The 24519-nt window shown below is 70.5% G+C and carries 23 protein-coding genes and 1 tRNA gene; 12 read left to right on the top strand and 12 right to left on the bottom strand.

Annotated elements, in window-relative coordinates; genetic code table 11:
• Nucleotides 1-188 precede the first annotated feature (188 nt).
• Nucleotides 189-2969, top strand: a complete 2781-nt coding sequence (locus ACFP1K_RS01390; protein WP_380746188.1) for a helix-turn-helix transcriptional regulator — start codon at nucleotides 189-191, stop codon at nucleotides 2967-2969.
• Here the strand turns inward: ACFP1K_RS01390 and ACFP1K_RS01385 are convergent.
• Nucleotides 2966-3460, bottom strand: a complete 495-nt coding sequence (locus ACFP1K_RS01385) for an ATP-binding protein (RefSeq protein ID WP_380746186.1) — start codon at nucleotides 3458-3460, stop codon at nucleotides 2966-2968. The genes ACFP1K_RS01390 and ACFP1K_RS01385 overlap by 4 nt on opposite strands.
• A 264-nt stretch (nucleotides 3461-3724) precedes the next feature.
• On the opposite strand from ACFP1K_RS01385, the gene ACFP1K_RS01380 reads away from it, so the two are divergent.
• The 3 genes from ACFP1K_RS01380 to ACFP1K_RS01370 all read left to right on the top strand — a co-directional run bounded on the left by ACFP1K_RS01380 (nucleotide 3725) and on the right by ACFP1K_RS01370 (nucleotide 6331).
• Nucleotides 3725-4624, top strand: coding sequence for a helix-turn-helix domain-containing protein (locus tag ACFP1K_RS01380; protein ID WP_380746252.1), 900 nt, complete (start codon nucleotides 3725-3727; stop codon nucleotides 4622-4624).
• A gap of 135 nt (nucleotides 4625-4759) precedes the next feature.
• Entirely contained in the window at nucleotides 4760-5305 is a 546-nt protein-coding gene (locus ACFP1K_RS01375; RefSeq protein WP_380746184.1) for a type 1 glutamine amidotransferase domain-containing protein, read from the top strand.
• Between the two features lie 138 nt (nucleotides 5306-5443).
• Nucleotides 5444-6331, top strand: a complete 888-nt coding sequence (locus tag ACFP1K_RS01370; protein WP_380746182.1) for a sugar kinase — start codon at nucleotides 5444-5446, stop codon at nucleotides 6329-6331.
• Between the two features lie 6 nt (nucleotides 6332-6337).
• On the opposite strand, the gene ACFP1K_RS01365 is transcribed toward ACFP1K_RS01370, so the two are convergent.
• Both ACFP1K_RS01365 and ACFP1K_RS01360 read right to left on the bottom strand, forming a co-directional pair.
• Complete coding sequence (locus tag ACFP1K_RS01365) at nucleotides 6338-6937, bottom strand: dihydrofolate reductase family protein (protein ID WP_380746180.1); 600 nt, start codon at nucleotides 6935-6937, stop codon at nucleotides 6338-6340.
• Between the two features lie 117 nt (nucleotides 6938-7054).
• On the bottom strand, nucleotides 7055-7966 hold the full coding sequence (locus ACFP1K_RS01360; RefSeq protein WP_380746178.1) for an MBL fold metallo-hydrolase: 912 nt from the start codon (nucleotides 7964-7966) through the stop codon (nucleotides 7055-7057).
• A gap of 82 nt (nucleotides 7967-8048) precedes the next feature.
• On the opposite strand from ACFP1K_RS01360, the gene ACFP1K_RS01355 reads away from it, so the two are divergent.
• Entirely contained in the window at nucleotides 8049-8900 is an 852-nt protein-coding gene (locus ACFP1K_RS01355; protein ID WP_380746176.1) for a LysR family transcriptional regulator, read from the top strand.
• 26 nt (nucleotides 8901-8926) lie between these two features.
• Here the strand turns inward: ACFP1K_RS01355 and ACFP1K_RS01350 are convergent, their stop codons facing one another.
• Together ACFP1K_RS01350 and ACFP1K_RS01345 are read right to left on the bottom strand one after the other, a co-directional pair.
• A complete protein-coding gene (locus tag ACFP1K_RS01350) occupies nucleotides 8927-9748 on the bottom strand; it encodes an MOSC domain-containing protein (protein ID WP_380746174.1) in 822 nt (273 codons plus the stop codon).
• A 100-nt stretch (nucleotides 9749-9848) separates the two neighbouring features.
• The gene (locus tag ACFP1K_RS01345; RefSeq protein ID WP_380746172.1) at nucleotides 9849-10631 is read right to left on the bottom strand and encodes an SDR family NAD(P)-dependent oxidoreductase; all 783 of its coding nucleotides are present in this window, start codon (nucleotides 10629-10631) and stop codon (nucleotides 9849-9851) included.
• 85 nt (nucleotides 10632-10716) lie between these two features.
• On the opposite strand from ACFP1K_RS01345, the gene ACFP1K_RS01340 reads away from it, so the two are divergent.
• Nucleotides 10717-11568, top strand: a complete 852-nt coding sequence (locus tag ACFP1K_RS01340; protein WP_380746170.1) for a helix-turn-helix transcriptional regulator — start codon at nucleotides 10717-10719, stop codon at nucleotides 11566-11568.
• 488 nt (nucleotides 11569-12056) lie between these two features.
• Here the strand turns inward: ACFP1K_RS01340 and ACFP1K_RS01335 are convergent, their stop codons facing one another.
• Both ACFP1K_RS01335 and ACFP1K_RS01330 read right to left on the bottom strand, forming a co-directional pair.
• Nucleotides 12057-12347 (bottom strand): hypothetical protein, encoded by a 291-nt coding sequence (locus ACFP1K_RS01335; protein WP_380746168.1) that lies wholly within the window; start codon nucleotides 12345-12347, stop codon nucleotides 12057-12059.
• A 500-nt stretch (nucleotides 12348-12847) separates the two neighbouring features.
• A complete protein-coding gene (locus ACFP1K_RS01330; RefSeq protein ID WP_380746166.1) occupies nucleotides 12848-14047 on the bottom strand; it encodes a helix-turn-helix domain-containing protein in 1200 nt (399 codons plus the stop codon).
• Between the two features lie 321 nt (nucleotides 14048-14368).
• Between ACFP1K_RS01330 and ACFP1K_RS01325 the strand changes: the two genes are divergently transcribed.
• Nucleotides 14369-14674, top strand: coding sequence for a 4a-hydroxytetrahydrobiopterin dehydratase (locus tag ACFP1K_RS01325; protein ID WP_380746164.1), 306 nt, complete (start codon nucleotides 14369-14371; stop codon nucleotides 14672-14674).
• 376 nt (nucleotides 14675-15050) lie between these two features.
• A complete protein-coding gene (locus ACFP1K_RS01320; protein WP_380746162.1) occupies nucleotides 15051-15809 on the top strand; it encodes a class I SAM-dependent methyltransferase in 759 nt (252 codons plus the stop codon).
• A 95-nt stretch (nucleotides 15810-15904) separates the two neighbouring features.
• Here ACFP1K_RS01320 and ACFP1K_RS01315 read toward each other — a convergent pair whose 3' ends face one another.
• Nucleotides 15905-16456 (bottom strand): hypothetical protein, encoded by a 552-nt coding sequence (locus ACFP1K_RS01315; protein WP_380746160.1) that lies wholly within the window; start codon nucleotides 16454-16456, stop codon nucleotides 15905-15907.
• Between ACFP1K_RS01315 and ACFP1K_RS01310 the strand changes: the two genes are divergently transcribed.
• Nucleotides 16426-16494, top strand: a tRNA-OTHER gene (locus tag ACFP1K_RS01310). The genes ACFP1K_RS01315 and ACFP1K_RS01310 overlap by 31 nt on opposite strands.
• Nucleotides 16495-16900: 406 nt before the next feature.
• Here ACFP1K_RS01310 and ACFP1K_RS01305 read toward each other — a convergent pair.
• Together ACFP1K_RS01305 and ACFP1K_RS01300 are read right to left on the bottom strand one after the other, a co-directional pair.
• The gene (locus ACFP1K_RS01305; protein WP_380746158.1) at nucleotides 16901-17083 is read right to left on the bottom strand and encodes a DUF397 domain-containing protein; all 183 of its coding nucleotides are present in this window, start codon (nucleotides 17081-17083) and stop codon (nucleotides 16901-16903) included.
• Entirely contained in the window at nucleotides 17068-17874 is an 807-nt protein-coding gene (locus tag ACFP1K_RS01300) for a helix-turn-helix domain-containing protein (protein ID WP_380746156.1), read from the bottom strand. Before ACFP1K_RS01300 ends, ACFP1K_RS01305 begins: the two co-directional genes overlap by 16 nt.
• 334 nt (nucleotides 17875-18208) lie before the next feature.
• Between ACFP1K_RS01300 and ACFP1K_RS01295 the strand changes: the two genes are divergently transcribed.
• Nucleotides 18209-18604 (top strand): ATP-binding protein, encoded by a 396-nt coding sequence (locus ACFP1K_RS01295; RefSeq protein ID WP_380746154.1) that lies wholly within the window; start codon nucleotides 18209-18211, stop codon nucleotides 18602-18604.
• A gap of 140 nt (nucleotides 18605-18744) precedes the next feature.
• Here ACFP1K_RS01295 and ACFP1K_RS01290 read toward each other — a convergent pair whose 3' ends face one another.
• A complete protein-coding gene (locus ACFP1K_RS01290) occupies nucleotides 18745-21192 on the bottom strand; it encodes a GcvT family protein (protein WP_380746152.1) in 2448 nt (815 codons plus the stop codon).
• 72 nt (nucleotides 21193-21264) lie between these two features.
• On the opposite strand from ACFP1K_RS01290, the gene ACFP1K_RS01285 reads away from it, so the two are divergent.
• Nucleotides 21265-22182, top strand: coding sequence for a phosphotransferase (locus ACFP1K_RS01285; protein WP_380746150.1), 918 nt, complete (start codon nucleotides 21265-21267; stop codon nucleotides 22180-22182).
• 95 nt (nucleotides 22183-22277) lie between these two features.
• Complete coding sequence (locus ACFP1K_RS01280; protein ID WP_380746148.1) at nucleotides 22278-23831, top strand: amino acid permease; 1554 nt, start codon at nucleotides 22278-22280, stop codon at nucleotides 23829-23831.
• Between the two features lie 25 nt (nucleotides 23832-23856).
• On the opposite strand, the gene lipB is transcribed toward ACFP1K_RS01280, so the two are convergent.
• Entirely contained in the window at nucleotides 23857-24507 is a 651-nt protein-coding gene (gene lipB, locus ACFP1K_RS01275) for a lipoyl(octanoyl) transferase LipB (protein WP_380746146.1), read from the bottom strand.
• Nucleotides 24508-24519 lie beyond the last annotated feature (12 nt).

The raw sequence follows: 24519 nt of genomic DNA, 5'->3' as shown, positions 1-24519 counted from the left end.
CCCCCGCCGGACTTGGCCCGGCCCGCGCGCGGCAGACCGGGCGCCCCACCTTCGAGACTGACCGGCCGCGACCGGCCCCACATCCTCAGATCGGGTAGTTGTACTGTGGGTAAAAGGCCAGGTGAGCCGCATGACCGGCCACAGGCGAAGGCCCCCCGTGACCGGACCCGGTTTCGCTGGGGGGACACATGCGTGGACGCGACTCCGAATGGCGGGCCGTCGAGCGGTTGCTGCGGACGACGGCGGGCGGCACGGGCGGGACGCTGCTGATCGAGGGCGAGCCGGGGGCGGGCAAGAGCCTGCTGGTCGCCGAGGCCGCCGCGCGGGCCGTGCGCCTGGGGCTCCTGCCGGTCGTCGGCGGGGCCGAGGAGGTGGGGCAGTTCGTCCCGCTCGCCCCGCTGTTCATGGCCCTCGGCGAGGTTCCGCGCGCGGCCGAGCCCGTCGCCGAGGTCGATCTGCGGGTGCGGCTGCTGGAGCAGCTCAGGGTGGGGCTGGAGAAGCGGGCGGCGAGCCATCCCGTGGTGGTCGCCCTGGACGATCTGCAGTGGGCGGACCACACGACGCTGGCGGCGCTGCGCACCCTGCAGTGGGAGGTCGCGCAGGTGCCGGTGGCCTGGATCCTCGCGCGGGCCACGGGGACGCGGTGCGACGAGGCGGAGCGGCTGTTCGAGGTGCTCGGACGGCACGGGGCCGGGCGGATCGTCCTCGGGCCGCTGCCGGGGGACGCGGTGGCCGCCGTCGTGGCCGACGTGCTCGGGGCGGTGCCGCGGCCCGATCTGCTGGCGATGGCCGAGGGGGCGGGCGGGAACCCGTTCCTGCTGGGCGAGCTGCTGGCCGGCCTGCGGGAGGAGGACGCCGTGGAGATCGACGGCGGACGGGCCGGGCTGCGCTGCGCCGAGCCGCCGCGGCGGGTGCGGGACGCCGTGGGGCACCGGCTGGCGGGGCTGCGGCGGGAGACGCGGCACCTGGTGGAGGCGGCGGCGGTGCTCGGGCGGTCGTTCGGGGTGGAGGACGCGGCCGAGCTGCTCGGCGCTCCCCCGGCGGCGCTGCTGCCCGCGTTCGAGGAGGCGGTGGGGGCCGGGATCCTGACGGCCGCCGAGGACGCGCTGGAGTTCCGGCACGAGCTGGTGTGGCGGACCATCGTCGCGGCCATCCCCTCGCCGGTGCGCAACGCGTTGCACCACCAGATCGGGAAGATCCTGCTCGACCGGGGCGGGTCGCCGGTGCGGGCGGCGGGGCACCTGGTAGAGGGGTCACGGCCCGGGGACCCGCGGACCCTCACCGGGCTGGACCAGGCGGTGAGCGAGGCGCTGTCGACGTCGCCCGGCGCCGCGGCGGAGCTGGCCGTGCAGGCCGTGCGGTTCAGCGATCTGGCCGATCCCGGGCGGGTCGCGCGGATGGTGACCGCGATCCAGGCCATGACGGAGGCGGGACGGCTCGCCGCGGCGGAGGACCTCGCCCGGTCGGCGTTGGCCCACCCCGCGCCCGGTCCCGCGGCGGCCGAGCTGCGGCGGGCGTTGTCCGGGATCCTGCTGCTGCGGGGGCAGGTCGCCGAGGCGGTGACGGAGGCGGAGACGGCGCTGGGCGAGCCGACCCTGGCCGGGGGGGCGCACGACCGTGCCGTCCTGGCGTTGCTGCGCGCGCTCGCGGAGTCGCCGGACACGCGGCGGGCGGCGGAACGGGCCGAGGGGATCCTCGCGGGCGCCGACCACGGGGAGGCGGTGCGGGCCGGGGCGCTGGTGGTGCTGGCGCGGGTGCGCTGGGACGCAGGGCGGCTGGCCGAAGGGGTCGGGATGGCCCGGGAGGCCGTACGGCGGGCGGCCGGGGGGCCGGCGGACGTGCGGCGGGTCCATCCGCGGCTGGTGCTGGCGCCGATGCTGGCCGCGGGCGGCCTGCTCGACGAGGCCGCGCGGGTGGCGCGGGAGGCGGGCGAGGAGGTGGAGGCGCTCGACCACGGCGTGCGGGCTCCCTGTCCCGCGTTCGTGCGAGCGCGGGTGGCGCTGGCCGCCGGGCGGCCGGAGGAGGCGGTGGCGCAGGCGCGGGCCGGGCTCGACCTGGCCGAGTCGCTCGGGACGCGGTTGTTCGTGCCGCTCGCCGCGCCCGTGCTCGGCACGGTGGCGCTGCGGCGGGGGGACCTGCGGACGGCCGCCCGGTACGCGGGGTGCGCGATGGTCGGCGTCAAGACGGCCGAGGCCGGGGAGGGGCCGGGGGCGGCGATGGAGGTGGCGCGGCCCGTCTACGCCGCGCTGCGGGAAGGGGCCGGGGTGCTGGCCGGGGAGCCCGGGGACGCGGCGTGGCTGGTGCGGCTGGCCCTGGCCGCCGGCGAGCGGGCCTGCGCCGGCGTGGTGGTGCGGGCCGTCGAGAGGCTGGCCGCCGCCGGGGCCGGTTTTCCCGCCGTACGGGCCGCCGCGCTGCACGCGCGCGGGCTGCTGGACGGCGACCGGGGCATGCTCGCCAGGGCCGCCGAGACCGCCACGGATCCGTGGAACCACGCGTCCGCCGCCGAGGATCTCGGGGTGCTGCTGGCCGGGGACGATCCCCCCGCCGCGATCCGTTCCTTCGACCGGGCCCTCACCGGCTTCGACACCGCCGGGGCCGGTCGCGACGCCGCCCGGCTGCGCCGCAGGCTGCGCAGGCTGGGCGTCCGGCACCGCCACTGGACGACCGCCGAGCGTCCGGTCACCGGCTGGGAGAGCCTCACCGACACCGAGTGCATGGTCTCGTCGCTGGTCACCCAGGGCTGGACCAACCGGCAGGTCGCCGACCAGATGTTCATCAGCGCGCACACGGTGGCCTTCCACCTGCGGCAGATCTTCCGCAAGCTCGGGATCTGCTCGCGGGTGGAGCTCACCCGCCTGACGATCGAGGCCGGACGCCGCACGGCGGCGCCGGACACGCCGTACCAGATCCCGTCGCACCGGCGCCGCGGCGAGGGGCCGCCCGGCGACGGCGTGTGGACGCCGCGCTAGGCGGGGGTGCGGTGGCGGGTGACGTACGGGGCGAGGAGGCAGGCCCAGACGAGTTTGCCGTGGCCGTCCAGCAGGTGCCAGCCCCAGGAGGAGCACAGGTTGTCCACCAGCCAGAGGCCGCGGCCGCTCTCGGCGAAGTCGTCGGTGTCGGACATGACCGGGGGTCGCTCGGCCGGGTCGAAGACGGCGCAGACGAGGTGGGAGGAGCGGTGGAAGAGGCGGAGGCCGCCTGGCTCGCCCGCGTGGCGCATGGCGTTGGTGACGAGCTCGGAGACGACGAGGCGGGCGTCGGCGGACAGCTCGGTGAGGCCCCAGCCGTCCAGGGTGGCGGCGGTGAAGTCCCGCGCGGCCTTGACCGGCGCCCCCGCACGCCCCAGCTCCCGCAGCTCGGCGCCGGCGGGGCCGGACAGGGCGACCTCGGCCGAAGGAAGCAGCCACCAGGGCGCTTCGCCTCGTACGACGGCCTGCCGGCGTACCGGTTGTGCGGTCATCACGTCCTCACTACGTCGTGTGCCCGCGGATGCGGAGATGACGCGGGAGAGTCAATCCTTCTGCACGCACGAGGCGGATGCAAGAACATCTGCACGTGCAAAATTACAACTTTTCATGCAGAACGCCGGTATAGGCACCTAAGGTCGGTTTTCCCGTCCTGAGAAGTAAGAGGTCCTCTGGGGTGGTCGGGAAGCCCGATGGGGCCTCAGGATTGGACACGACGGCTTACCCAATCATGGCTCCAAGGAGCGACCCGCATGGCCATGCCGCTCGGACAGGACGGCACACCCGAGATCCATATGCTCGCCCGGCCGAGGGGTGGACCCACCGCGCTCCGCATCCTGCTCGGCGCTCAGTTGCGCCGGCTGCGTACCACCCGGGGGATCACCCGCGAACAAGCGGGCCACAGCATCCGTGCGTCCGAGGCCAAGATCAGCCGCATCGAGCTCGGCAGGGTCGGCTTCAAGGACCGCGACGTGGCCGACCTGCTCACCCTGTACGGCGTGGGCGAGTCCCAGGAGCGGGAGGTCTTCCTCGGCCTCGCGCGGCAGGCCAACGCGCCCGGGTGGTGGCACAAGTACAGCGACCTGCTGCCCGGCTGGTTCGAGCTGTACGTCGGCCTTGAGGAGGCCGCCACCACGATCCGCACCTACGAAATCCAGTTCGTGCCCGGCCTGCTCCAGACCCGCGACTACGCCCGCGCGGTGATCAAGCTCGGCCACTCCGGCGCGCCGGAGGACGAGATCGAGCGCCGGACGGACCTGCGGCTGGCCCGCCGGCAACGGATCATCGAACCGGGCGGCCCGAAGCTGTGGGCGCTGGTGGACGAGGCCGCGCTGCGCCGCCCGCTCGGCGGGCCCGGGGTGATGCGGGCCCAGGTCGAGTACCTCCTGGATATGACGCGGGCTCCCAACATCACCGTCCAGGTGGTGCCGTTCGGGCAGGGCGGCCACTCGGCGGCGGGCGGGCCGTTCAGCATCCTGCGGTTCCACGAGGGCGACCTGCCGGACGTGGTGTACATGGAGCAGCTCACCAGCGCGTTGTACCTGGACAAACGCGAGGAGACCGACCCGTACATGAAGGTGATGGACCACCTGTGCGTGGAGGCCGCCACCGTGTCGGAGTCCCGGCGGATGCTCACCGCGCTGCTGGACGAGTTCTGAGTTTTTTTCCGCGTTCTGAGCAGGAACGGCCCGAGGGCGCCGCACCGGAGCGGCGTCCGCCTCTTGCATACCCGGCGGATTGCCGGGCACCGCTAATGAAGAAGGGACAGAAAACCGCAGCTCAGAGGAGTGATCATGCTTCAGGGTAAGACGATCGCCTTCCTGACGGCGTCGCAGGGGGTGGAGCAGGTCGAGCTCACCGAGCCATGGCGGGCCGTCGAACAGGCGGGAGGGACCCCGCGGCTGGTCTCCACCCATCCCGGCCGCGTCCAGGCGTTCAACCACCTGGACCGGGGGGACACCTTCGCCGTGGACACCACGGTCCGTGACTCCGGGCCCGCCGACTACGACGCCCTCGTGCTGCCCGGCGGGGTGGCCAACCCGGACTTCCTGCGGATGGACGAGGACGCCGTGGACTTCGTGCGGGGCTTCTTCGAGGCGGGCAAGCCGGTGGCGGCGATCTGCCACGCGCCGTGGACGCTCATCGAGGCCGGGGTGGTCAGGGACCGCGCGCTCACCTCGTGGCCGAGCCTCAGGACCGACCTCACCAACGCCGGGGCCACCTGGACCGACCAGGAGGTCGTCGTGTGCACCAGCGGGCCGAACCGGCTGATCACCAGCCGGATGCCCGACGACCTGAAAGCCTTCTGCCAGGCGGTGAGCGAGGCGTTCGAGGAGTGACACCCCGCGCGGCGGCGCCGGGGCGTCCGCGTACCCGGCGGGAATCGCACAGTTCGTTGTGAGGACCATCGGTCTCTGCCATGCTGTCCGCCATCAGCGCCGCAGATGGGCAGTCCGCCTGGCATGAAAGATCCTGACATGACCGACGTGTTCACGCTCGGAGAGGCTCTCGGCGTCATCTCCACCGACCGCATCCGCCACGACACGGAGGTGCGTCTCGACGTCGGCGGCCCCGAGCTCACCACCGCCGTCGGGCTCGCCCGGCTGGGCCACTCGGTGACCTGGCTCGGACGGGTCGGCGGCGACGAGCTCGGCGCCCGCATCCTCACCGTGCTGCGCGGCGAGGGCATCGACGCCTCCCACGTGCAGTCCGACCCCGGCGCCGCCACGGGCCTCGCCATGCGGCAGCGCCGCATCGGGCGCGCCGGGCACGTCGTGCACTACCGCGGCGGCTCGGCCGGCGCCCGCCTCGGCCCCGGCGACATCCCCGCCCGCGCCGTCCAGTCCGCCAAGGTCCTGCACGTCACCGGCATCACCCCCGCCCTCAGCGGCACCGCCTGGAGCGCCGCCCACCACGCCGTCAAGCTGGCCAGGGACGCCGGCCTGTCCGTCTCGGTCGACGTGAACTTCCGTCCCCAGCTGTGGATGGACCGCCAGGAGGCCGTGGAGGCCCTCACCGAGCTGGCGACCGGCGCCAACGTACTGTTCGTCAACCAGGACGAACTCCAGCTGATCGAGCCCGTGATTGGAACGATCCGCGAGCTGGTGGTCACCCGAGGTGGCAAAGGCGCCAGCTCCACCGTCAACGGCATGCGCTACGACGCCCAGGCCGCCCCCGTGACGGTGGTGGACCCGGCAGGCGCCGGCGGTTCCTTCGTGGCCGGCTACCTCAGCGGCCTGTTGGAAGAGCTCCACCCCACCGACCGCCTCCGCCGAGGCTGCGCCCTGGCCGCCTTCACCGTGGCCAGCCAGAGCACCTGGCAAGGCCTCCCCACCCGCGCCGAGCTCCCCCCGCTCACCTTCTGACCGCTGTCACCGCAGCACGCGATACCGCAGGTGCGTCGCCTCCGTCCCCCGCACCACCTGAACGGTCTCCAGCTCGATGTGCTCGGCCCCGAGGTGCTCGAAGAGCCGCCGCCCCTCCCCGAGCAGCACCGGGATCAGGTGGATCTGTATCTCGTCGAGCAGCCCCGCCTGAAGACACCGCTGGCCGGTACCCACCCCGTGGACCAGCACGTTCTTCTTCCCCGCCGCCTCCTTGGCCCGGCGCACCGCCTCCCCGAGATCGCTCAGATAGGTGACCCCGGGCCACCCCGCGAAGCGTTCCTCGGGCTGATGCCGGCTGAGAATGAAGATCGGCACGCCGTCGTGGTGGTCCCCGTTCCACCCTCCGGCCGGTTCGAACGTCCCGCGGCCGGCGAGCACCGACCCCGTGGAGAGGAACTCGTCGATGACCTCACGGTCGCCGGCGCCGATCCGTTCGCCCGTACCCAGCTGATTCACATCGTCGATGACGCCGGTCCATTCGTGAAGGCGCTCCCCGCCGTCCCCCAGCCCGTTGTCCAGCCTCTCGTTGGGCCCGGCGACGAAGCCGTCCAGGGACATGGACATGTACAGCACGGTCGAAGCCATGAGGGGTTCTCCTTCGCTCGACTCGGCCCGGCTCGATCACCGTGGGCCTTTACGCGCACCATCGCACTGGTCGACATGCTCTCGGCAAATGCGACGGTCCGGGCGCTGTTTCGGGGATCACACGGCGTGCTCGGCGCAGAGGCACCCGACGCCCCGTTCGATCCACTCCTGGCCGGCCCACTCGGGGTGCCGGTCGATCAGCAGTGCCCGGACCTCGGCGACGATCTCGGCCTCGCCCATCGCGGAGTCACGGCGGCGCCAGGTCTCGTCGCGTAGTTCGCGCAGGTAGTCGCGGACGTCGGTGAGCACCTGGGGGCCGCCGGGGTCGCCGTGGCCGGGGACCACCACCCGGGGTCCGGTGGCGGCCAGGCGGTCCATCACCGTGAGCCAGCGCACGCCGGAGACGTCCGTGTCGTAGGGCGGGAACCAGGGGAAGATGGCGAACTGGCCGGTCTCGGCGAGATCCCCGGTGAACAGGACGCCGGCGTCGGGGACCTCGACCACCTGGTCGCCCTTCGTGTGGCCCCGGCCGGTGGGGCGCAGCCGTACGGTCCGTCCGCCGAGGTCCAGGTCGCAGGCGTCGTCGTCGTAGACCACGTCGGGGGTGGGCACCTGTACGCCGTCGAGGCGGTGGGCGACATGGCCGCCGAAGGCCCGGAACATCTCCAGGTAGCCCGCCCCCTTCGTGCTCAGGTCGTCCGCCTGGGCGCGGTTGACCAGGTACGTGGCGCGGCCGGCGAACACCTGCGCGCCGAACGCGTGCTCGGGGTGGAAGTGCGTCGTGGTCAGGTACAGCCGTCGGCCCTTCGCCACCTCGGAGGCGAAGGCGAGCACCTGCTCCGCGTTGGCGGTGCCGATGCCCGTCTCGACGACCAGCACGGCGTCCGTGCCGCCGATGACGCCGATGTTGGGCACCAGCGCGACCCGGTGGTTCGGGATCACCAGCAGGTCGGGGGCGATCTCCTCGGCACCGGAGACCCGCACGGCGGGGTCACTCAGCGGTTCGCTGGTCACAGGTTCGTCGGTCATGCTCCGATTCGACCCCCCGGGCGGCGCGGCCGTCCAAGTCCGGCTAGGTGGTCCCGATACCGTGCGGATATCGTCGCCGGTCATGGAGCTACGCTCGCTGCGCTATTTCGTGGCCGTCGCCGAGGAACTCCACTTCGGCCGAGCCGCCGCCCGGTTGCACATGACCCAGCCTCCCCTGAGCCGGGCGATCAGGCACCTGGAGACCGGCATCGGAGCCGTCCTGTTGCACCGCTCCCCCGCGGGCGTCACGCTCACCCCCGCCGGGGCGGCACTGCTGGACGAGGCGCGCTCCCTGCTCGACCAGGCCGACCGGCTGCGCGTCCGTGTGGCCGCCGCGGCCGGTGCCGCGAGCATCACCGTCGGCATCCTGGGCGACAGCACCGACCGGGCCGCGACGCGGCTGGCCGCCGCGTACCGTGCGCGGCACCCGGACGTCGAGGTCCACGTCCGCGACACCGACCTGACCGACCCGACCTGCGGCCTGCGCGCCGGCCTGGTCGACGTGGCCCTGACCCGCGGCCCGTTCGACGAGACCGGCCTGGTGGTCCACGACCTACGCGCCGATCCCGTGGGGGCGGTCCTGCGCGCCGACGACCCGCTGGCCTGCCACGACCACCTGGAACTGGCCGACCTGGCCGGCCGCCACTGGTTCCAGTTCCCGGACGGCACCGACCCGATCTGGCGGTCGTACTGGAACGGCGGCGAGCCCCGCGAGGGCCCGGTGGTACGCGCCGTCCAGGAGTGCCTCCAGGCCGTGCTCTGGAACGGCACGGTCGGGATGGCCCCGCTCGGCCACACCCCGCCCGAGGAGCTGGCCGTCGTCCCCCTGATCGACATGGCGCCCAGCCGCGTGGTGGCGGCATGGAACAAGGGCGACCCGAACCCACTGATCCGCTCGTTCGTCCAGATCGCTATTAGCGCCTACCGCGGCTGACCGCCTCCCCGCGGCGTCCGGCCGGTTCAGGCCAGGACGGTGACCGGGTCGCCGAGTCGTATTTCGCCCCGGCCCCGGGGGACCATGCGGATGCCGAACCAGGTCTTGCCGTCCCAGCCGCGGTGGCGGGCGAGGGTGCGTAGGGGCTCCTTGCCCTTTTCGATGGTGACCGGGTCGTAGGTGGTGACGGCGCAGCGGTCGCAGTGCTCCGTGAAGCGGAAGGCGACCGAGCCGATGCGGATCTCGCGCCAGTCGTCCTCGGCGTACGGGGGTGCGCCGTCGATCACGAGGTTGGGGCGGAATCTGGCCATGTCCAGGGGGGCGGGCGGGTCGTCCTGGCGTTCCATGGCGCCTTCGAGGATCCAGTCGTCCAGGCGGCGCAGCGAGGAGCGGGAGGTGAGCAGGATGGGGGCGTCCCCGGCGAAGCTGACGACCTCGCCGGGCAGGCCGCCGTGGGAGGCCGGGACGGGGCAGCGGTTGGGGTCGTCGAGCCAGACCAGGCGGGTGGGTTTGCCGAGCAGGCGGGTGAACCAGGCGTGGGCGTCGGGATGGGCCAGTATCGCGGAGTCCAGTTCGTAGAAGCGCATGGGAAACTTTTCTCCGGTGGCCGGGGGGACCTTCAGCTGGGGCATCCCCGGCGCGTCGAGCAGCAGGCCGCCCTCGTCGGTGACACGGGCGACGACCGACAGCAGCCGGGGATTCTCCCCGACCCAGTGGCCTCCCCCGTACTCGTCCACGACGGCCCAGCGGCGGTCCTCCGCCAGCCCCCACGGCTCCACGACCGCCGAATCCACCACCCAGCCTGAAACCGACTTAACCGGATATCTCCGGATCTCAGCTAGCTCCATGCCGACACCGTACGCCTGGGGTCCGAGAGAGCGCTTTCACGAGTGATCGGGGCGGGCCGACTCCCGCGGGTTGGCCGGCGAGGCACATCGGAGCCCCTTTTCAGGCGCCCGCGCCGCCGTCCACCGGCACGATCGCGCCGGTCACCATCGAGGCTCGGTCGCTGAGCAGCCACGCGGCCAGCTCGGCCACCTCGCGGGGCTCGGCCATGCGGCCGAGTGGGGTCGCCGCCTTGTTGCGCTCGATGATGCCCGGGGATACGGCCTCCCACGCGTCGATCATCTCCGTGGCGGTGCCGCCGGGGGTGATGCCGTTCACCCGGATGCCCTGACGGCCCCAGGTCACGGCCGCGGTCTCGGTGATGCTGTTGAGCGCGCGCTTCATGGCGCCGTACGCGGGGAGGGCGGTGTTCGCGCGGCGGCTGCCGATGCTCGAATTGTTGACGATCGCCCCGCCGCCGTTCCGCCGCATGAGTGCGGCCTGCGCGGTCATGGCGGTCCAGTGCGAGCGGAAGTTCACCGCGAACTGCTCGTCGATGTCCTCGTCGCTCGTGGTGTCGAGCGGGCCGGGGTGCTGGATCGCCGCGCCGTTGTTGAAGGCGCCGTCGAGCCGTCCGTGCAGCTCCTCGACGCGGCCGACCGCCGCGCGGACGCTCGCACGGTCGGCGAGGTCCATGGTGACGGCGTCGGCGACGCCTCCGCCGGCGCGGACCTCGGTGACGACGCGGTCCAGGGCGTCGGTGCTGCGGGCGGCGAGCACGACGGCGGCGCCCTCGGCGGCGAAGAGCCGGGCCGCGGCCGCCCCGATGCCGCGGCTGGCGCCGGTGATGAACACGACCTTGCCGGTGAGCAGGCCGATGGGTGCGACGTCGATGTTGTTGGTCATGAGGCCAGTTTCAGGTGGCCTCCCGGCCGGATGCAGGCACAGGTGGTACCAGGATCCGCCGCCGCGCGGCGTGCAGACTGGGGGTATGGACAAGCAGGAGCTCGGGGCGTTCCTCCGCAGCCGTCGCGAGCGGCTCCGGCCGGAGGACGTCGGCCTCCCCTCCGGACCGCGACGCCGGACACCGGGTCTGCGCCGCGAGGAGGCCGCGGTCCTCGCGCACATCTCCACCGAGTACTACGTCCGGCTCGAACAGGGCCGGGCACCGCGGCCGTCGGGCGAGGTCCTCGCCGGGATCGCGGGCGCGCTGCGGCTCACCGACGCCGAGTCCGACCACCTCCACGTCCTCGCGGGCACCGCGCCGACCCGTACCCGGCTGCACCGTCGCGACGTCCGCCCGAGCATCCTCGCCCTCCTCGAACGGCTGCCGCAGACGGCCGCTTTCGTGACGTCCGCCGTCTTCGAGGTACTCGCGTGGAACGACCTAGCGGCCGCGCTCATGGAGGACTTCGCCAAGCTCCCCCCAAGGGACCGAAATCTCGCACGCCGGGCATTCCTCGGCCCGACGCGCCCCGGCGCGACGCTGTACGGAATCTCCGACGCCACCGAGTTCCGCCACCACGTCGTCATGGAACTCCGCGCCACCCTCGCCCGCTACCCCGCGGACCCCACGGTGACCGCCCTCATCGCCGAACTCCGCGACGCCAGCCCCGACTTCGCCCGCCTCTGGGAGCGACACGACGTACAGGGCGCCCCCATGCTCACGAAAACCTTCCGCCACCCAGTCGTAGGCGAGATCACCGTCGACTGCGACGCCCTCACCCTCACAGACCGCGACCAGCACCTCGTCCTCTACAGCGCCCCAAAAGGCTCCCCCGCCGCCGAGGCTCTGGCTCTCCTGAACGTACTCGGAGCCGAGACCAGCGACTACCTACGCTAGCGACGGCGAACCCGTCACGCTTGAGAGTCGCACCGTCCCGAACATGGTGCCTTCGGCGCTGTCTTTTTTGACGACTCTCGCCGCAGTAGGTGATGACCGCCGCGCAGGCAATTGGTCACAACGTGTACCGCTTTGCGTGCCGTCCCCATCCCCACGAGGAAGACAGCTCCCGGTGTCACCTAAAGTGGCCTCAGGATGACCCTCACGAGGGGATGACTTCGTCTCACCGACGACGGAGGGCCCGGCCCCTGGTGCGTGTCCGCCAGAGCGCGATCCCGTGGCGCCACCACAGCGGCAAGTGGCAGCTGTCCCACAGCCAGGCGACCGCGACGATGCTCCAGCCCATGACGAGCTTGAGCGCATCACCAGCGCCGAATTCAGACATCTACCTCAGCTTTCCGCGGGGCGCCGCAGAGCGGCGGCATAGTCAGCGGACACCGTGCCCGGCACACCCGGCCGTGACAGTGAGCATCACCTGTTCGCCGGGGTCACTCCCTCTCCACCTGCGGCGGGACGCGCCCGGTGGGGTGCTCGATCTCGGCTTGCACGGCCAGAGCTATCACGAGGTCCACGGCGTCGTCGCGGGCCAGTTCAGGCAGCAGTCCGATGGTGCGCTGGGAGTGCGTGAGCGGGGACCGGCGACGAGCCAGCCACCCGGACGGCGCACCCTCGCGCGTCATGAGGCGGGTGACCTCCCACGCGGGATACCGCTGGTGCAGAGCGGCGACCTGCTGGTCGATCAGCGCGGTGATCGCAGACGGCAGCGGCGGCGTGGTCACGCGGTACCCGTACACCGGCGGGCGGGCACCATCGCGGTGAGCTCGGTATGGCGCATCTGGTCGCGCAGCTCCTCAGGGTGGACGCGTCGAGCAGCACAGGGCAAGGAGCGTCCCAGGCGGCGATGGCGTAGAAACGACGGCTCCACGTGCCGTACCAGACCAGCCATCCCGGTTCGATCCGGTCGAGTTCGGCGGCTACCGCTCTGCGGGCCGGATCCCACCATCGTGAGGCGTGAATCTCGGCGACCGGGCCACCCTCCACCACGTGCCGTCCCGGCGGCTGGGCCGAGTACCACGCCAGGAGCCCGGTCACGCTGCCGCCCCGTATCGGGCGGCACGCCACCGAATCCGGATGACTCTAGAGTTACTCACGGGTCAGGGCTCACTTTCCTGGCCAAGGCCCCGGAATCCCCCGGTGTTCGCCCACCGGGCCGGGACCGTCTTGCCAGGGAAGCTAGAACCGCAGGCAGCCCTCACTGTTTCCGAACGGAAACCCCTTGCTAGACCAGGTTCATCCGCCAGGCGAGCCCGTTCAGCTCACGGCCACCAAGGCGAGCGCGCAGGTCGGCCACCAGCTCGCGGGCCATAGGGTCGCTGCGGGTGCGGGGGCCGTCCTGCTTCTCGGCCGCCCGTAGATGGTTCGCGGCCTCTCGCGGCTGGTCGATCATGGCGTACGCTCGCGCTTTTTCGATCTTCAAGCTGGCCCGGCGGATACGGCTCGGCAACGCCTCCGGCACGACCTGGGAGGCGTACTCCAATGCCCGGCCGGGTTCACCGGCCTCGACGGCGAGCGTGGTGCGCCACACGCCGACGTTCGAAGGCCCGAACCACTGCCAGGCGTCCGCATGCTCTCCGGTTCGAACGGCGATCCGTTCTGCTTCCTGCGCGTTCGCGTCGGCCCCAGCGTGGTCGCCGCGAACCTGGCAGGCCAGCGCGGCACTGAGCCGGAGCATTCCGTAGACCTCCTGAGCCCTGCGGTCATCTCCGATGTGCGGTTCGACCCTGTCGGCGGTCCGGCCGATCGTGCGGAACGCCCGGGACAAGTCCAGGCTGCGCCGGCAGTGCGCCATGGCGAATGCCGCCGCCCCACGCCAGACCTCATCGCCAAGCGCATGCGCCGCCCGCTCGGCACGGTCCGCGGCGACCCACGCGAGATCGATATATCCGAGCGCCTTCAGGACGTCGGACGCCGCCACCCCGCACGCCGAGATCAGCATGCGCAGCGCGACGGCCTGCTGCTCGTTGGTCGCGCCGGCCGCGTGGACGTGAAGCTCACCGATGATTCCGGGCAGAAGCCGGGCCAGCGCGGCACGGTCCGATCCGCGCCAGGCGGTGAGAACCGGACCGGCCCATTCGGCTTCCAGCACTGCCATGGGGCGTGCGGGCACGTCGGGTGGATCATCCAGGGAAGTGCCCAGGAAGACGTCCCGCAGACGGGTGGGTTCGACGCCTGCGTGCCGCGAAGAAGTGACCGGCGAAGGTCCCCCCAGCAGGTCGGTGGCGGACACCTCCAACGCCTCCGCGAGGGCAAGGATGTCGGAACGGCGCTCCAATCGCGTCTTGCCGTTCTCCACCTTCGAGAGCCACCCCTTGGAGCGTCCGGCCAGCCCGGCGACGGCCTCCAGACTCTTCCCGCTCGCGAGGCGCGCGGCGCGAACAATCTCGCCGATGCGCCGATGTTCCGTGCCAGCGTCGCGCATAAGCCCGACCTTCCTGAAGCGTGGACAACCTCAGGCTACGGCGCGGGGCTTTCTCCGTGCAGACGGAAGCAGTCGCCACACCGTCGCGCTGGGAGATGGTGTGACCGTGACGAGCTGCCTGTGCCGCGGTCGTCACCGGCTGCGGCGAAGCTCGCCAAAGTAAGCAGCACCGAAGGACCACCGTCCGATCGCGGTGGGCACCGGTTCGGTGCGCGCCATGCGTGAACTGGCCGCCCTGGAGGACGTCATGCGCCCGTGGCAGGATGCGCCTGTCGGCCAGGACCTGGCCGAGGCACTGGCGCCTGCGAGACGGGGAGCGTGATGGCGGAGCCGTTGACACGAGAGCAGATCGACGAGCATCTGAAGGAACTGCCGGGCTGGACCACCGACGGCGTGAGCATCGAACGCGTCTATTCGATCCCGCACATCGCCGGCGCGGCGTTCATCGTGCACATCGCGGCGATCCAAGACCGGTTCGGTCATCACTCCAACGCCACCCTCGGATACAAGACCGTACGACTGTCGATCAGCTCCAGTGACCTCGGCGGCCGAGTGGCCGAGCACGACATCGAGCTCGCCCGCCGCATCGAGGCGATCTCCGAGGCGCATGGAGCGGTAATGGCTTGACCCGACCCGTCCCGAACTGGGCACGGACAGCGTGAACCAACGCACTAACACTCACTGCGGGCCGTCGCGGAATTCCTCCGCTGGAATCCCGACGGTCCCGGCGCGGACAGCACGCCGAAGGCACACAGTTTGGTTCGGTGTGGCCGTGACGAAATGCCTGCGCGGCGGTCGTCACCGGCTGCGGTGAGGCTCGCCTGAAGAAAGCAGCGCCGAAGGCACCATTTCCGGCGCGGGGCATTTTGAAATCGATGGCAGCTGGATGCAGGCACTGCCGTTTCCGCTTGCGGCGTGACGTGACACCGCATACCGTGCGCAATGTATCGGGTCGATATATCGGGCCGATGGATTGCCGTAGTCCGACTGACGTGGGAGTGCGATGAGGCGGATCGACTACGACACGGAGCAGTACCAGGACTACGCGCGTGGCCGGGCGCTCAGTGAGCGGCATCTGCAGGTGTGGATCGGCGCCTTCGGGGCGGTGCTGCCCGAGCGGCGGCCGCTGGCGGGGCTGGATGTCGGCTCGGGGACCGGCAGGTTCACTCCTGCGCTGGCGCGAGAGTTCGGGCCGGTGACCGGGGTCGAGCCGGCGGTCCGGATGCGCGAGATAGCGCAGGCGCAGTCCTCGCATCCCGGTGTGCGGTATCTGGCAGGCTCCGCCGAGGACATGCAGGTGCCGTCCGGCAGCGCCGACTACGCTCTCATGTTCCTGTCCTGGCACCACGTCCAGGACAAGCCGCGGGCGGTCCGGGAGCTGGCCAGGGTGCTCAGGCCCGGTGGGCGGCTGCTACTGCGTGCGAATTTCAGCGACCACCATCCCATGCCGTGGTGGCTGGAGCACTTCCCCCGCGGCTTTGAGGTGGACGCCTCACTGTTTCAGCCCCTGCATGAGGCCATCGAGATGTTCACGTCGGCCGGCTGGCGCGTCGCTAGCTTCGGCACGGTTACCGAGCCGTCCATCGGCACCCGTGGTGACGTGCTCCAACGGCTTCGCCTGCGCACTCTTTCGTTCTTCGCTCAACTCGGTCCCGACGACCTGGAGACCGGCTTCCGCCGCCTGGAGCAGGCTGTCGCCGCAGATCCCGACGCACCAGCGCCTGAGCATTCTCAGCCGCTGCTCACGCTCGAACGGCTCTAGTAATGCCAACGGCGCCTCGTTGACGACGAGAGGTGGGTCGGGCCGCCACAGTCGCTCCCGCCCAAGAAGACAGCGCCGAAGGGGCCAGATTGCTCCTATGAATCCGGCCGACGTCGCTTGACAAGGAAGCGGACGACGATGAAGCCGATGCTCGCCGCAGCCGCCGTCCACACGACTGTCTTCCCTATTGTCTCGACCACCTCGTTCCTGCCGGGCGGGAGTACGACCATCTGTAAGGCGGCGCCGACCGGCACGGTCAGTCTCGCGAGCAAACCGATCGCTCCCGGTCGCCTGACGCACGCACCGACGGCACCCAATGGCGCTCCGAAGACGACACTGGCGACCCACCACACGGGCGATTCGGACTCGTACCAGGCGAATTCCCCGCCGCTACGGATGGCGTCCACGACGCCATAGGCGGCCGTGGCCGCAAGCAGGGCCAGCACGCCGGCTACGGCACCACCCTGCGCCAGTGCTGCGGGACGGCTCACCCTGGCGCGGGTGACCAGCCACCCCACTGCGACCGCCAAACCCGCCCATGCCCAGCCGGAGTCGAGCAACACGCTAATGATTTCCGCGATCGACCATCCGCTGGTGGTATAGGCACGGCTTTCAAGGTCGGCGTAGCTGTGGGAGAGCGCGTTCACAAGGGAGGTCGCCGCGCCGAATCCCGCCCCGACCGCCAGGGCGCTCACCAGGACCTTCGCCGGCCACGTCCCAGACGAGCGGTACCGCCATCGACCGTCATACCGCTGAATGTTGGTCACGATGCCTTCCTACCGTGTGACTCATGATCTGTACGGCGAACGTTCCATGCCAGGAATCAGCCGCATTCGGCGACTGGTGACACGTATCCGTTCACAGCATCACCGAATCTCATCGACGGGTCGCCCCGAAGCCCTCGCGACCGTCGCTCAAAGCAGCGAGCAAACGTTGCTGCTTCTCGCGGTCACAGTCAGGACAGCACGCCGAGGGCCCACGGTCGGGTTCGAGGTGTGGCTGTGACGATCCGGTGGCCATGACCTCCTCGTTCGGCACCGCTACCGGATTGCGGCATCCGTCTACCGCGACTGAGCGCCTCGCGACCCCCCTCAGGCCGACTTCAGCGCGTGTACGAATGCCCGCCACTCATCGGTGGTGAACGCCAGTACCGGGCCGCCGGGGTTCTTGCTGTCCCGGACCACGACATGGCCGCCCGAGCCCGCGATCTCGACGCACTGTCCTTCCTGGGCCGAGTAGCTGGACTTGCGGAACGTCACTACAGCGTCTTCCATATCTCCTCGATCATCTGTCGGCTCTGGGTTGTCGGCAGGCTCTCACTTCGTAACCGGTCGAAGAAAATCATCGTCCTGTCAACCGTTTTTGGATCTGCTGTAAGGCTAGACAACCCAGCGGCTTCGATGGAGACATATCGGGTTCCATCTACCTCGATGATGATGAAGCCCGAACTGATACCAACAGTGGTGCGCACGCCGACGAAGGGTACGACCTGCACACTCACGGCGGGGTGCTCCATTATTTCGAGCAGGAACGCCAGTTGGCCGATCATGATTTCGCGGGAGCCTATCTCGCGGTGCAGCGAGGACTCGTCCAGCACGGCGAACACGGGTGGGTGGCCGTCTCCGTCAAGGATGGTACGACGTGCGAGACGGGTGCTGACGCGGTCTTCTATCTCGCAGGCTTTGACCATCCCACCGCGAAAGATCGCTCGTGCGTAGTCGGCGGTCTGGAACAAGCCAGGGATGATCGCGAGGTCGTACGACCTGACGATGGAGGCCCTGGGTTCCAGGTCAAGGTATTCCAGGAACCACTCCGCCACCCCTCGGCGGCTCTCGAAGAGAGACAGGTAGCGCGTCAGGAAGTGGCCGTCGAGGTTGAGCACGACATCGAGGTTTTCGGCGATCTCGCGTTGTGGGTTCCTCGTTCCGAGCTCGATCTTGGAGAGATGTCCCTGGCTGATCCGCAGCTTCGCTGCGAGAGCTTCTTGGCTGAGGCCGTGGCGGCGGCGATACTTTCGCACCTGCTGCCCGAATTGTGCGGCGGGAGTTTCTGGCGGGATAGTCATCTTCAGTCCAAACTAGCCGGGACGCTGGAACTGATAATTCCATAGAAGCATGGTCCGACATAGGTTGACGACCCGTTGACCAGGAAATCCGGCACCCATCGCGGGATGGTTGATGCATGCCGAACACCACAAAAGGCCGCTCACGCGAGCATGACGTTTCCCCGATTCGGTCTAAATGGGTGCTAAATCTGCTCGATATCCCACTCCAGCGCTATCTGAACATCACCCTTAAAGCGGACCATTCCAAGCGGTTCCCCGGATGGCATGAGCCTGACCTGATCGTGTGCGGGGATGACGTGGCCGACCGCAGATGGGAGGCCGCGCGGTGAGGACCATGGGGCTCCTCGGCAAGGTCGATCTGCTTGGCCGGGCCAGTTCGGTCAAGGTCGCGCGGGCGTATGTGCGTTCGGTGCTCTGTCGGGCTGGACGGCGGGACCTCGATGACGTCGAGACGCTGGTCAGCGAGGTCTTCACGAACGCGGTGCGGCACTCGGAGTCGGGGCGCAGGCCGGGTGGCCTGGTGACGTTGCGCGTGTACGACGACGGCGAGACGGTTCGGGTCGAAGTGAGCGATGAGGGCTCCTCCACCGGTATACCGACGGCCCCGGAGCGGGTCGGCCTGTGTAGCGAGGGTGGCAGAGGGTTGTGGATGGTCCGGGAGCTGTCTTCGTCGTGGGGATGGGGACGGCACGCCAAGGGACACACGGTTTGGTTCGAGGTGCGGCCGTGACGAATCGCTTGCGCGGCGGCCGTCACCGGCTGCGGCGAGGGTCGCCAAAAAGCAGACAGCGCCGAAGGCACCATTTCGGGGCGTGGTGTGACTTACTCCCTAGCGGTGTGACTTACTCCGCTCTCAGAGTGCGGCTGCCGTTAGGTGGTGGGGAGGTGGCGGATTCGGGAGTTGGTGGGGTCGTACAGGGGGGTGGGGGTGATGGTGGCGGGGGTCCAGGTGCCGTTTACTGCCACCTCTAGGTGGCCGTTCAGGGTGGTGGCGGAATTCGTCAGGGCGGCTTGGGGGTCTTGGTCTCTGGGGATGGGGAGGTAGGCGTAGGCGATGGAGCTGTCTACTCGGTGGCCGTAGCCGCCGCTGGTTATGCGGGAGGCGGGGGTGCCGTCTATTCGGACCGGCTCGCCGCCTAGGCAGACCTGGTCGGGGTCGGTGGGGGTCAGGCAGTGGAGTAGGCGGCGGGGGGGTGTGAGGGCTTCGCGGCCCAGGAAGTTCTTGGTGCGGGAGACGGCGAAGCCCAGGCCTGCCTCGTAGGGCGTGGTTTCGGGGGTGATGTCCAGGCCCCAGATGCGGTAGCCCTTTTCCAGGCGCAGGGAGTCCAGGGCTCGGTAGCCGGCGGGGCGCATGCCGTGCGGGGTGCCGGCCTCCATGAGGGTGTCCCAGAGGGTGAGGGCGTATTCGGTGGGGCAGTACAGTTCCCAGCCGAACTCGCCGGCGAAGGTGACGCGCTGGGCCAGGACCGGCACGTGGCCGACGGTGATCTCGCGGGCGCGCATGTAGCCGAAGGTCAGGTCGTCGGTGCTGAGTTCGCCGAGGATGGGAAGGGCCTTGGGGCCCCACAGGCAGTAGCAGGCGTACGCCGAGGTGACGTCGCGGACGTCGAGGCCGTGGCCGCGTATCCAGGACGCGTCGTGGACGCCGAAGGCGGTGCCGGTGATGACGCGGAAGCGGTCGGCGGTGAGGCGGGTGACGGTGACGTCGGCCTCGATGCCGCCGCGTTCGTTGAGCATCTGGGTGTAGACGACCGAGCCGACGGGGCGGTCCAGGTCGGCCCCGCAGAGGCGCTGGAGGCCGGCGAGGCCGGTGACCTCCAGCTTGGCGAACGAGGTCTGGTCGAACAGGCCGGCGGCGTCGCGGGTGGCGAGGCACTCGGCGCGGACGGCGGGCGACCAGTGCTTCCCGGCCCACCCGGCGGGACGCGGGCCCTGTTCGTCGCCGTCCGCGGGGGCGAACCAGTTGACCCGTTCCCAGCCCGCCTTCTCGCCGAACTCGGCACCCATCGCCTGGTGGCGCGGCCAGGCGGCCGAGCGGCGCAGCGGGCGGGCGGCGGTGCGTTCCTCGCCGGGGTACACGATGTCGTAGTACTTGCTGTAGGAGTCCAGGGCTTTGGCCCGGGCCCAGCGGGCGCCGCGGGCGTGCGCGCCGAACCGGCGGATGTCCATGCCGAACATGTCGTATTCGGGGGCGCCGTCCACGATCCACTCGGCCATGACCTTGCCGACGCCGCCCGCCGCCGCGAGGCCGTGCACGCAGAAACCGGCGGCGACCCAGAAGCCGCGCACCGTGGTCTCGCCGAGCAGGAACTCGCCGTCGGGGGTGAACGCCTCGGGGCCGTGCACGACCTTGGCGAACTCCTCGGCGTGCTCGCCGCCGCCGGGGACCGCCCGGGTCAGCTCGGGTACGCGGCGCCGCGCCGACTCCCACGACTCGCCGAACTTCGCCATGTCGGGGTCGAACAGCGCGCGGGGCGCGGCCAGTGGCGTGGACGTCTCCCAGACCTGCGGGGTGCGGATGTACCCGCCGACGAGGATGCCACCGTCCTCCTCCCGGAAGTACACGATGTTGTCGGGGTCGCGCACGGTGGGCGTCGCCGGGGACACCCCGAACGGCGGGGTCACGACGTACTGGTGCTTGATCGGCACGATGGGCACGTCCACCCCGGCCAGGAGCCCCACCCGCCCGGCCGCCGCGCCCGCCGCGTTGACCACGGTCCCGGTGCGGACGAACTCCTCGCCCACCCGCACGCCGAGCACCCGCCCGTCCCGCACCTCCACCCCGGTGACCTCGGTCCCGGTGACGATCCGCACGCCGAGCTTCTCCGCCCCGGCGGCGAGGGCGCGCACCAGCCCGGCGGGGTCCAGCCAGCCGTCGCCGGGCAGCCAGAGCGCGGACCGCACGTCGGCGACCTCCAGCAGCGGCAGCATGTCGCGGGTGGCCGGGCCGGAGAGGAGTTCCATGTCCAGGCCGTACGTCTCGGCGGCGCCCGCCTGCCGCAGCAGTTCCTCGTGCCGTTCGGGGGTGGTGGCCAGGCGCAGGCCGCCCACGCCGTGCCAGCCGGGGGGAAGGCCGGTCAGTTCGCTGAGTTCGGGGTACAACCCGGCCGAGTACATGATCATGCGGGTCTGGGTGACGGTGGAGCGCAGCTGGCCGACGAAACCGGCCGAGTGCCACGTCGTGCCTTCCGTCAGCTCGTGCCGTTCCAGCAGGATGACGTCCGTCCAGCCGAGGCGGGCCAGGTGGTACGCGACGCTGCATCCGGCGACGCCGCCGCCGACCACCACGGCCTGCGCTTCGGCAGGAAGTTTCACCATCTCTACTCCTGTGTAACAACTAACCCGGAAAATCGGATCAATGGTCTGAAGGTAGACCAAAGGAGGCGCGGCGTGCCAGATGTGCTCGGCTCGGCGCTCGAGCTGGTCACGGCCTGGGCCGGCCGGCCGGTGACCTATACCCAGATCAAGGGGGGACTCAGCCACCGGATCGTCCGGGTCGACACCGAGGCGGGCGACCGCTGGCTGCTGCGCGTGCTGGACCCCCGCGTCTCCGCCGCCGGTCTCGGCATCCCCCTCGACCTGGAGATCGTCAACACCGCCCGCGCCGCCGGTACCGGGGTCGGCGCGGAGGTGCTGCTGCGGCTGCCCGGCGCGGTGCTGCTGGAGTACATCGACGGCGCCACCCTGGACGCCGCGGCCGTGCGCGACCCGGCGATGACCGAGGGCATCGCCGCGGCCTGCCGCCGCCTGCACGCCGGGCCGCCGTTCGCCACCGAGTTCTCCGTCTTCCGCAAGCTGGACGAGCTGCTGGCCATCTGCCGCACCCACGGCCTGAAGATCCCGGCCGGGTACGAGGACTGGCTGCCGCTGGTCGCCGAGATCGAGGCGGCCCTGGAACTGCGCCGGCCGCCTGGCGTGCCGTGCCACAACGACCTGCTGCCGGAGAACTTCATCTTCGACGGCACCGCGGTCCGCATCGTCGACTACCAGCTCTCCGGGAACAACGACCCGGCGTTCGAGCTGGGGGACATCGCCGCCGAGGCGGACTACGACCCGGACATGGTGGCGCGCCTGACCCGCGCCTACTACGGCGACGAACGGCCGGCCGCCCGGGTCCGGCTGTATCTGACCATGTCCAACCTCACCTGGACGCTGTGGTTCAGCGTCCATCACGGCCTGCTCACCGAGCAGGCCGCGGCGGCGGACTTCGACTACGACGCCGAGGCCGCCGACAAGTTCCATCAGGCCGTACGCGACCTCTCCGATCCCGGGCTCGGCACCCTCATCGACCGCGTGCGGGGCGGGTGACCCCCTCCGCACCCCGGCAACGTCCCCATCCGCACCCTTCAAGTCACACAAGCACCACCCGCACCACGCACACACCGTGCATCCAAGGAGAGCTGATGGCTCAGCAGTCTTCCCTCGACGACGACGCCCAACGCCTTGCCGAACTCGGGTACAAACAGGAGCTTTCCCGCACCTGGAGCGGCTTCTCCAACTTCGCGATCTCCTTTTCGATCATCTCCATCCTGGCCGGCTGCTTCACGACCTTCGGGCAGGCGTGGAACAACGGCGGCCCGCTGGCCATCTCGGTCGGCTGGCCGCTGATCTCGGCGTTCATCCTCATCATCGGTTTCTGCATGTCCGAGCTGGTCTCGGCCTACCCCACCGCGGGCGGGATCTACTGGTGGGCGGCCAAGCTCGGCCGTCCCGTCCACGGCTGGTTCACCGGCTGGCTGAACCTCATCGGGCTGATCGCGGTGACCGCGTCGGTGGACTACGGCTGCGCGACGTTCCTGAACATCACGATCGGGAGGTTCAGCGACTCGTGGGCGCAGGGTGACGCGCTGAAGCAGACGTTCCTGCTGTTCGCGGTGGTCCTGGTCCTGCACGCGCTGATCAACATCTTCAGCCACCGGCTGATCTCGGTCCTGCAGAACATCTCGGTGTGGTGGCACGTGTTCGGCGCGGCCGTCGTGGTGCTGATCCTCATCTTCGGCCCGTCGTCGCACCAGAGCGTGGGCTTCCTGTTCGAGACGTTCAACAATTCGGGCTTCGGCGACGGCAACGGCGGCGCCACCTTCTGGCTGTACGTGCTGCCGCTCGGCTTCCTGCTCACGCAGTACACCATCACCGGCTTCGACGCCTGCGCCCACGTGTCGGAGGAGACGCACGGCGCGGCGACCAGCGCGGCCAAGGGCCTGTGGCGGTCGATCTTCTACTCGGCGATCGGCGGCTGGATCCTGCTGCTGGCGTTCCTGTTCGCGGCGACCAACGTGGACGCGGTCAACAAGGAGTTCGGCTTCGTCGGCGCGATCTTCACGTCGTCGCTGACGCCGGGGCTGGCCACGGTGATCTTCGGCATCTCCACCATCGGGCAGTTCTTCTGCGGGATGAGCTGCGTCACCTCGATGTCCCGGATGACCTACGCCTTCTCCCGGGACGGCGCGGTGCCCGGCTGGCGGCTGTGGTCCAAGGTCGACAAGAACCGCACGCCGGTCAACGCGATCATCGCCGGCTGCGCGGTGGCCCTGCTGATCACCCTGCCCGCGCTGTACGCCCCTCCCGGAAGCGCCACCCCGGTCGCGTTCCTCGCGGTGGTGTCGATCGCGGTGATCGGGCTCTACCTGGCGTTCCTCATCCCGATCTGGCTGCGGCTGCGGATGGGGGCCGCGTTCCAGCCCGGCCCGTGGACGCTCGGCGGCAAGTACAAGGTGCTGGGCTGGATCGCGGTGATCGAGATCGTCATCATCTCGATCTACTTCATCCTGCCGATCAGCCCCGCCGGGGTGCCGGGCAACGCGGACTTCACCTGGACCTCGGTGAACTACGCGCCGCTCGCGGTGGGCGCCGTGCTCATCGGCATCGCGCTGTGGTGGACGGTGTCGGCCAGGCATTGGTTCACCGGGCCGCGCCGCAACGTCGACGAGGTGCCCGCCGACGAGCCGGTGGCCTGACCACCGGAACGCGGCGCGAAAAGGCTCAGGCCTCGAACGCCTCGGCGACCGCCCGGCGGACCTCGTCGAAGCCGGGCGGTCGCGGGAGCTCGCGGGCCAGGGAGGTCATGTCGACCTCCGGCATGCCGCACGCCACCGCGAATCCCCACGGCGTGAGGTCGCCGTCGACGTTGAGCGCGAAACCGTGGCTGGTGACGCCCCGGGACGCCCGCATCCCGATCGAGACGATCTTGCGGGCGTTCCCGGTGGTCCACACGCCGGTCAGCAGCTCCGACCCCGGCGGCGTCTCGCGGCGCTCGGCCGGGACGCCGAGCTTCCCCAGCGCCTCGACCACGCGCAGCTCGACCTCGCGGACGTAGTCGACGACACCCTCGTCGGCGCGGAGCTTGACGATCAGGTAGCCCACCAGCTGGCCGGGGCCGTGGTAGGTGAGCTGGCCGCCCCGGCCGGTGGGCACCACGGGGATGCCGTAGGCCGGGTCGGGGAGGTGCTCGGCGAGGGTGCGTTTGCCGATCGTGAACACCTGTGGATGGCTGAGCAGCCACAACGTGTCGGGGCGCTTGTCGCGCTGACGCGCCCCGACAAGCTCCGCCATGCGCTCCATGGCCGCCTCGTAGTCCACCAGGTCGTCCTGGATGAGGGCCAGCGGGCGGGTGCGGAGGATTCTCTCACTCACCTGTCCGAGGAT

This window comes from Sphaerisporangium aureirubrum (assembly GCF_042658925.1).
In the GTDB taxonomy this organism is placed as follows: domain Bacteria; phylum Actinomycetota; class Actinomycetes; order Streptosporangiales; family Streptosporangiaceae; genus Sphaerisporangium; species Sphaerisporangium aureirubrum.
This window is presented reverse-complemented; position numbering and strand designations above follow the sequence as displayed.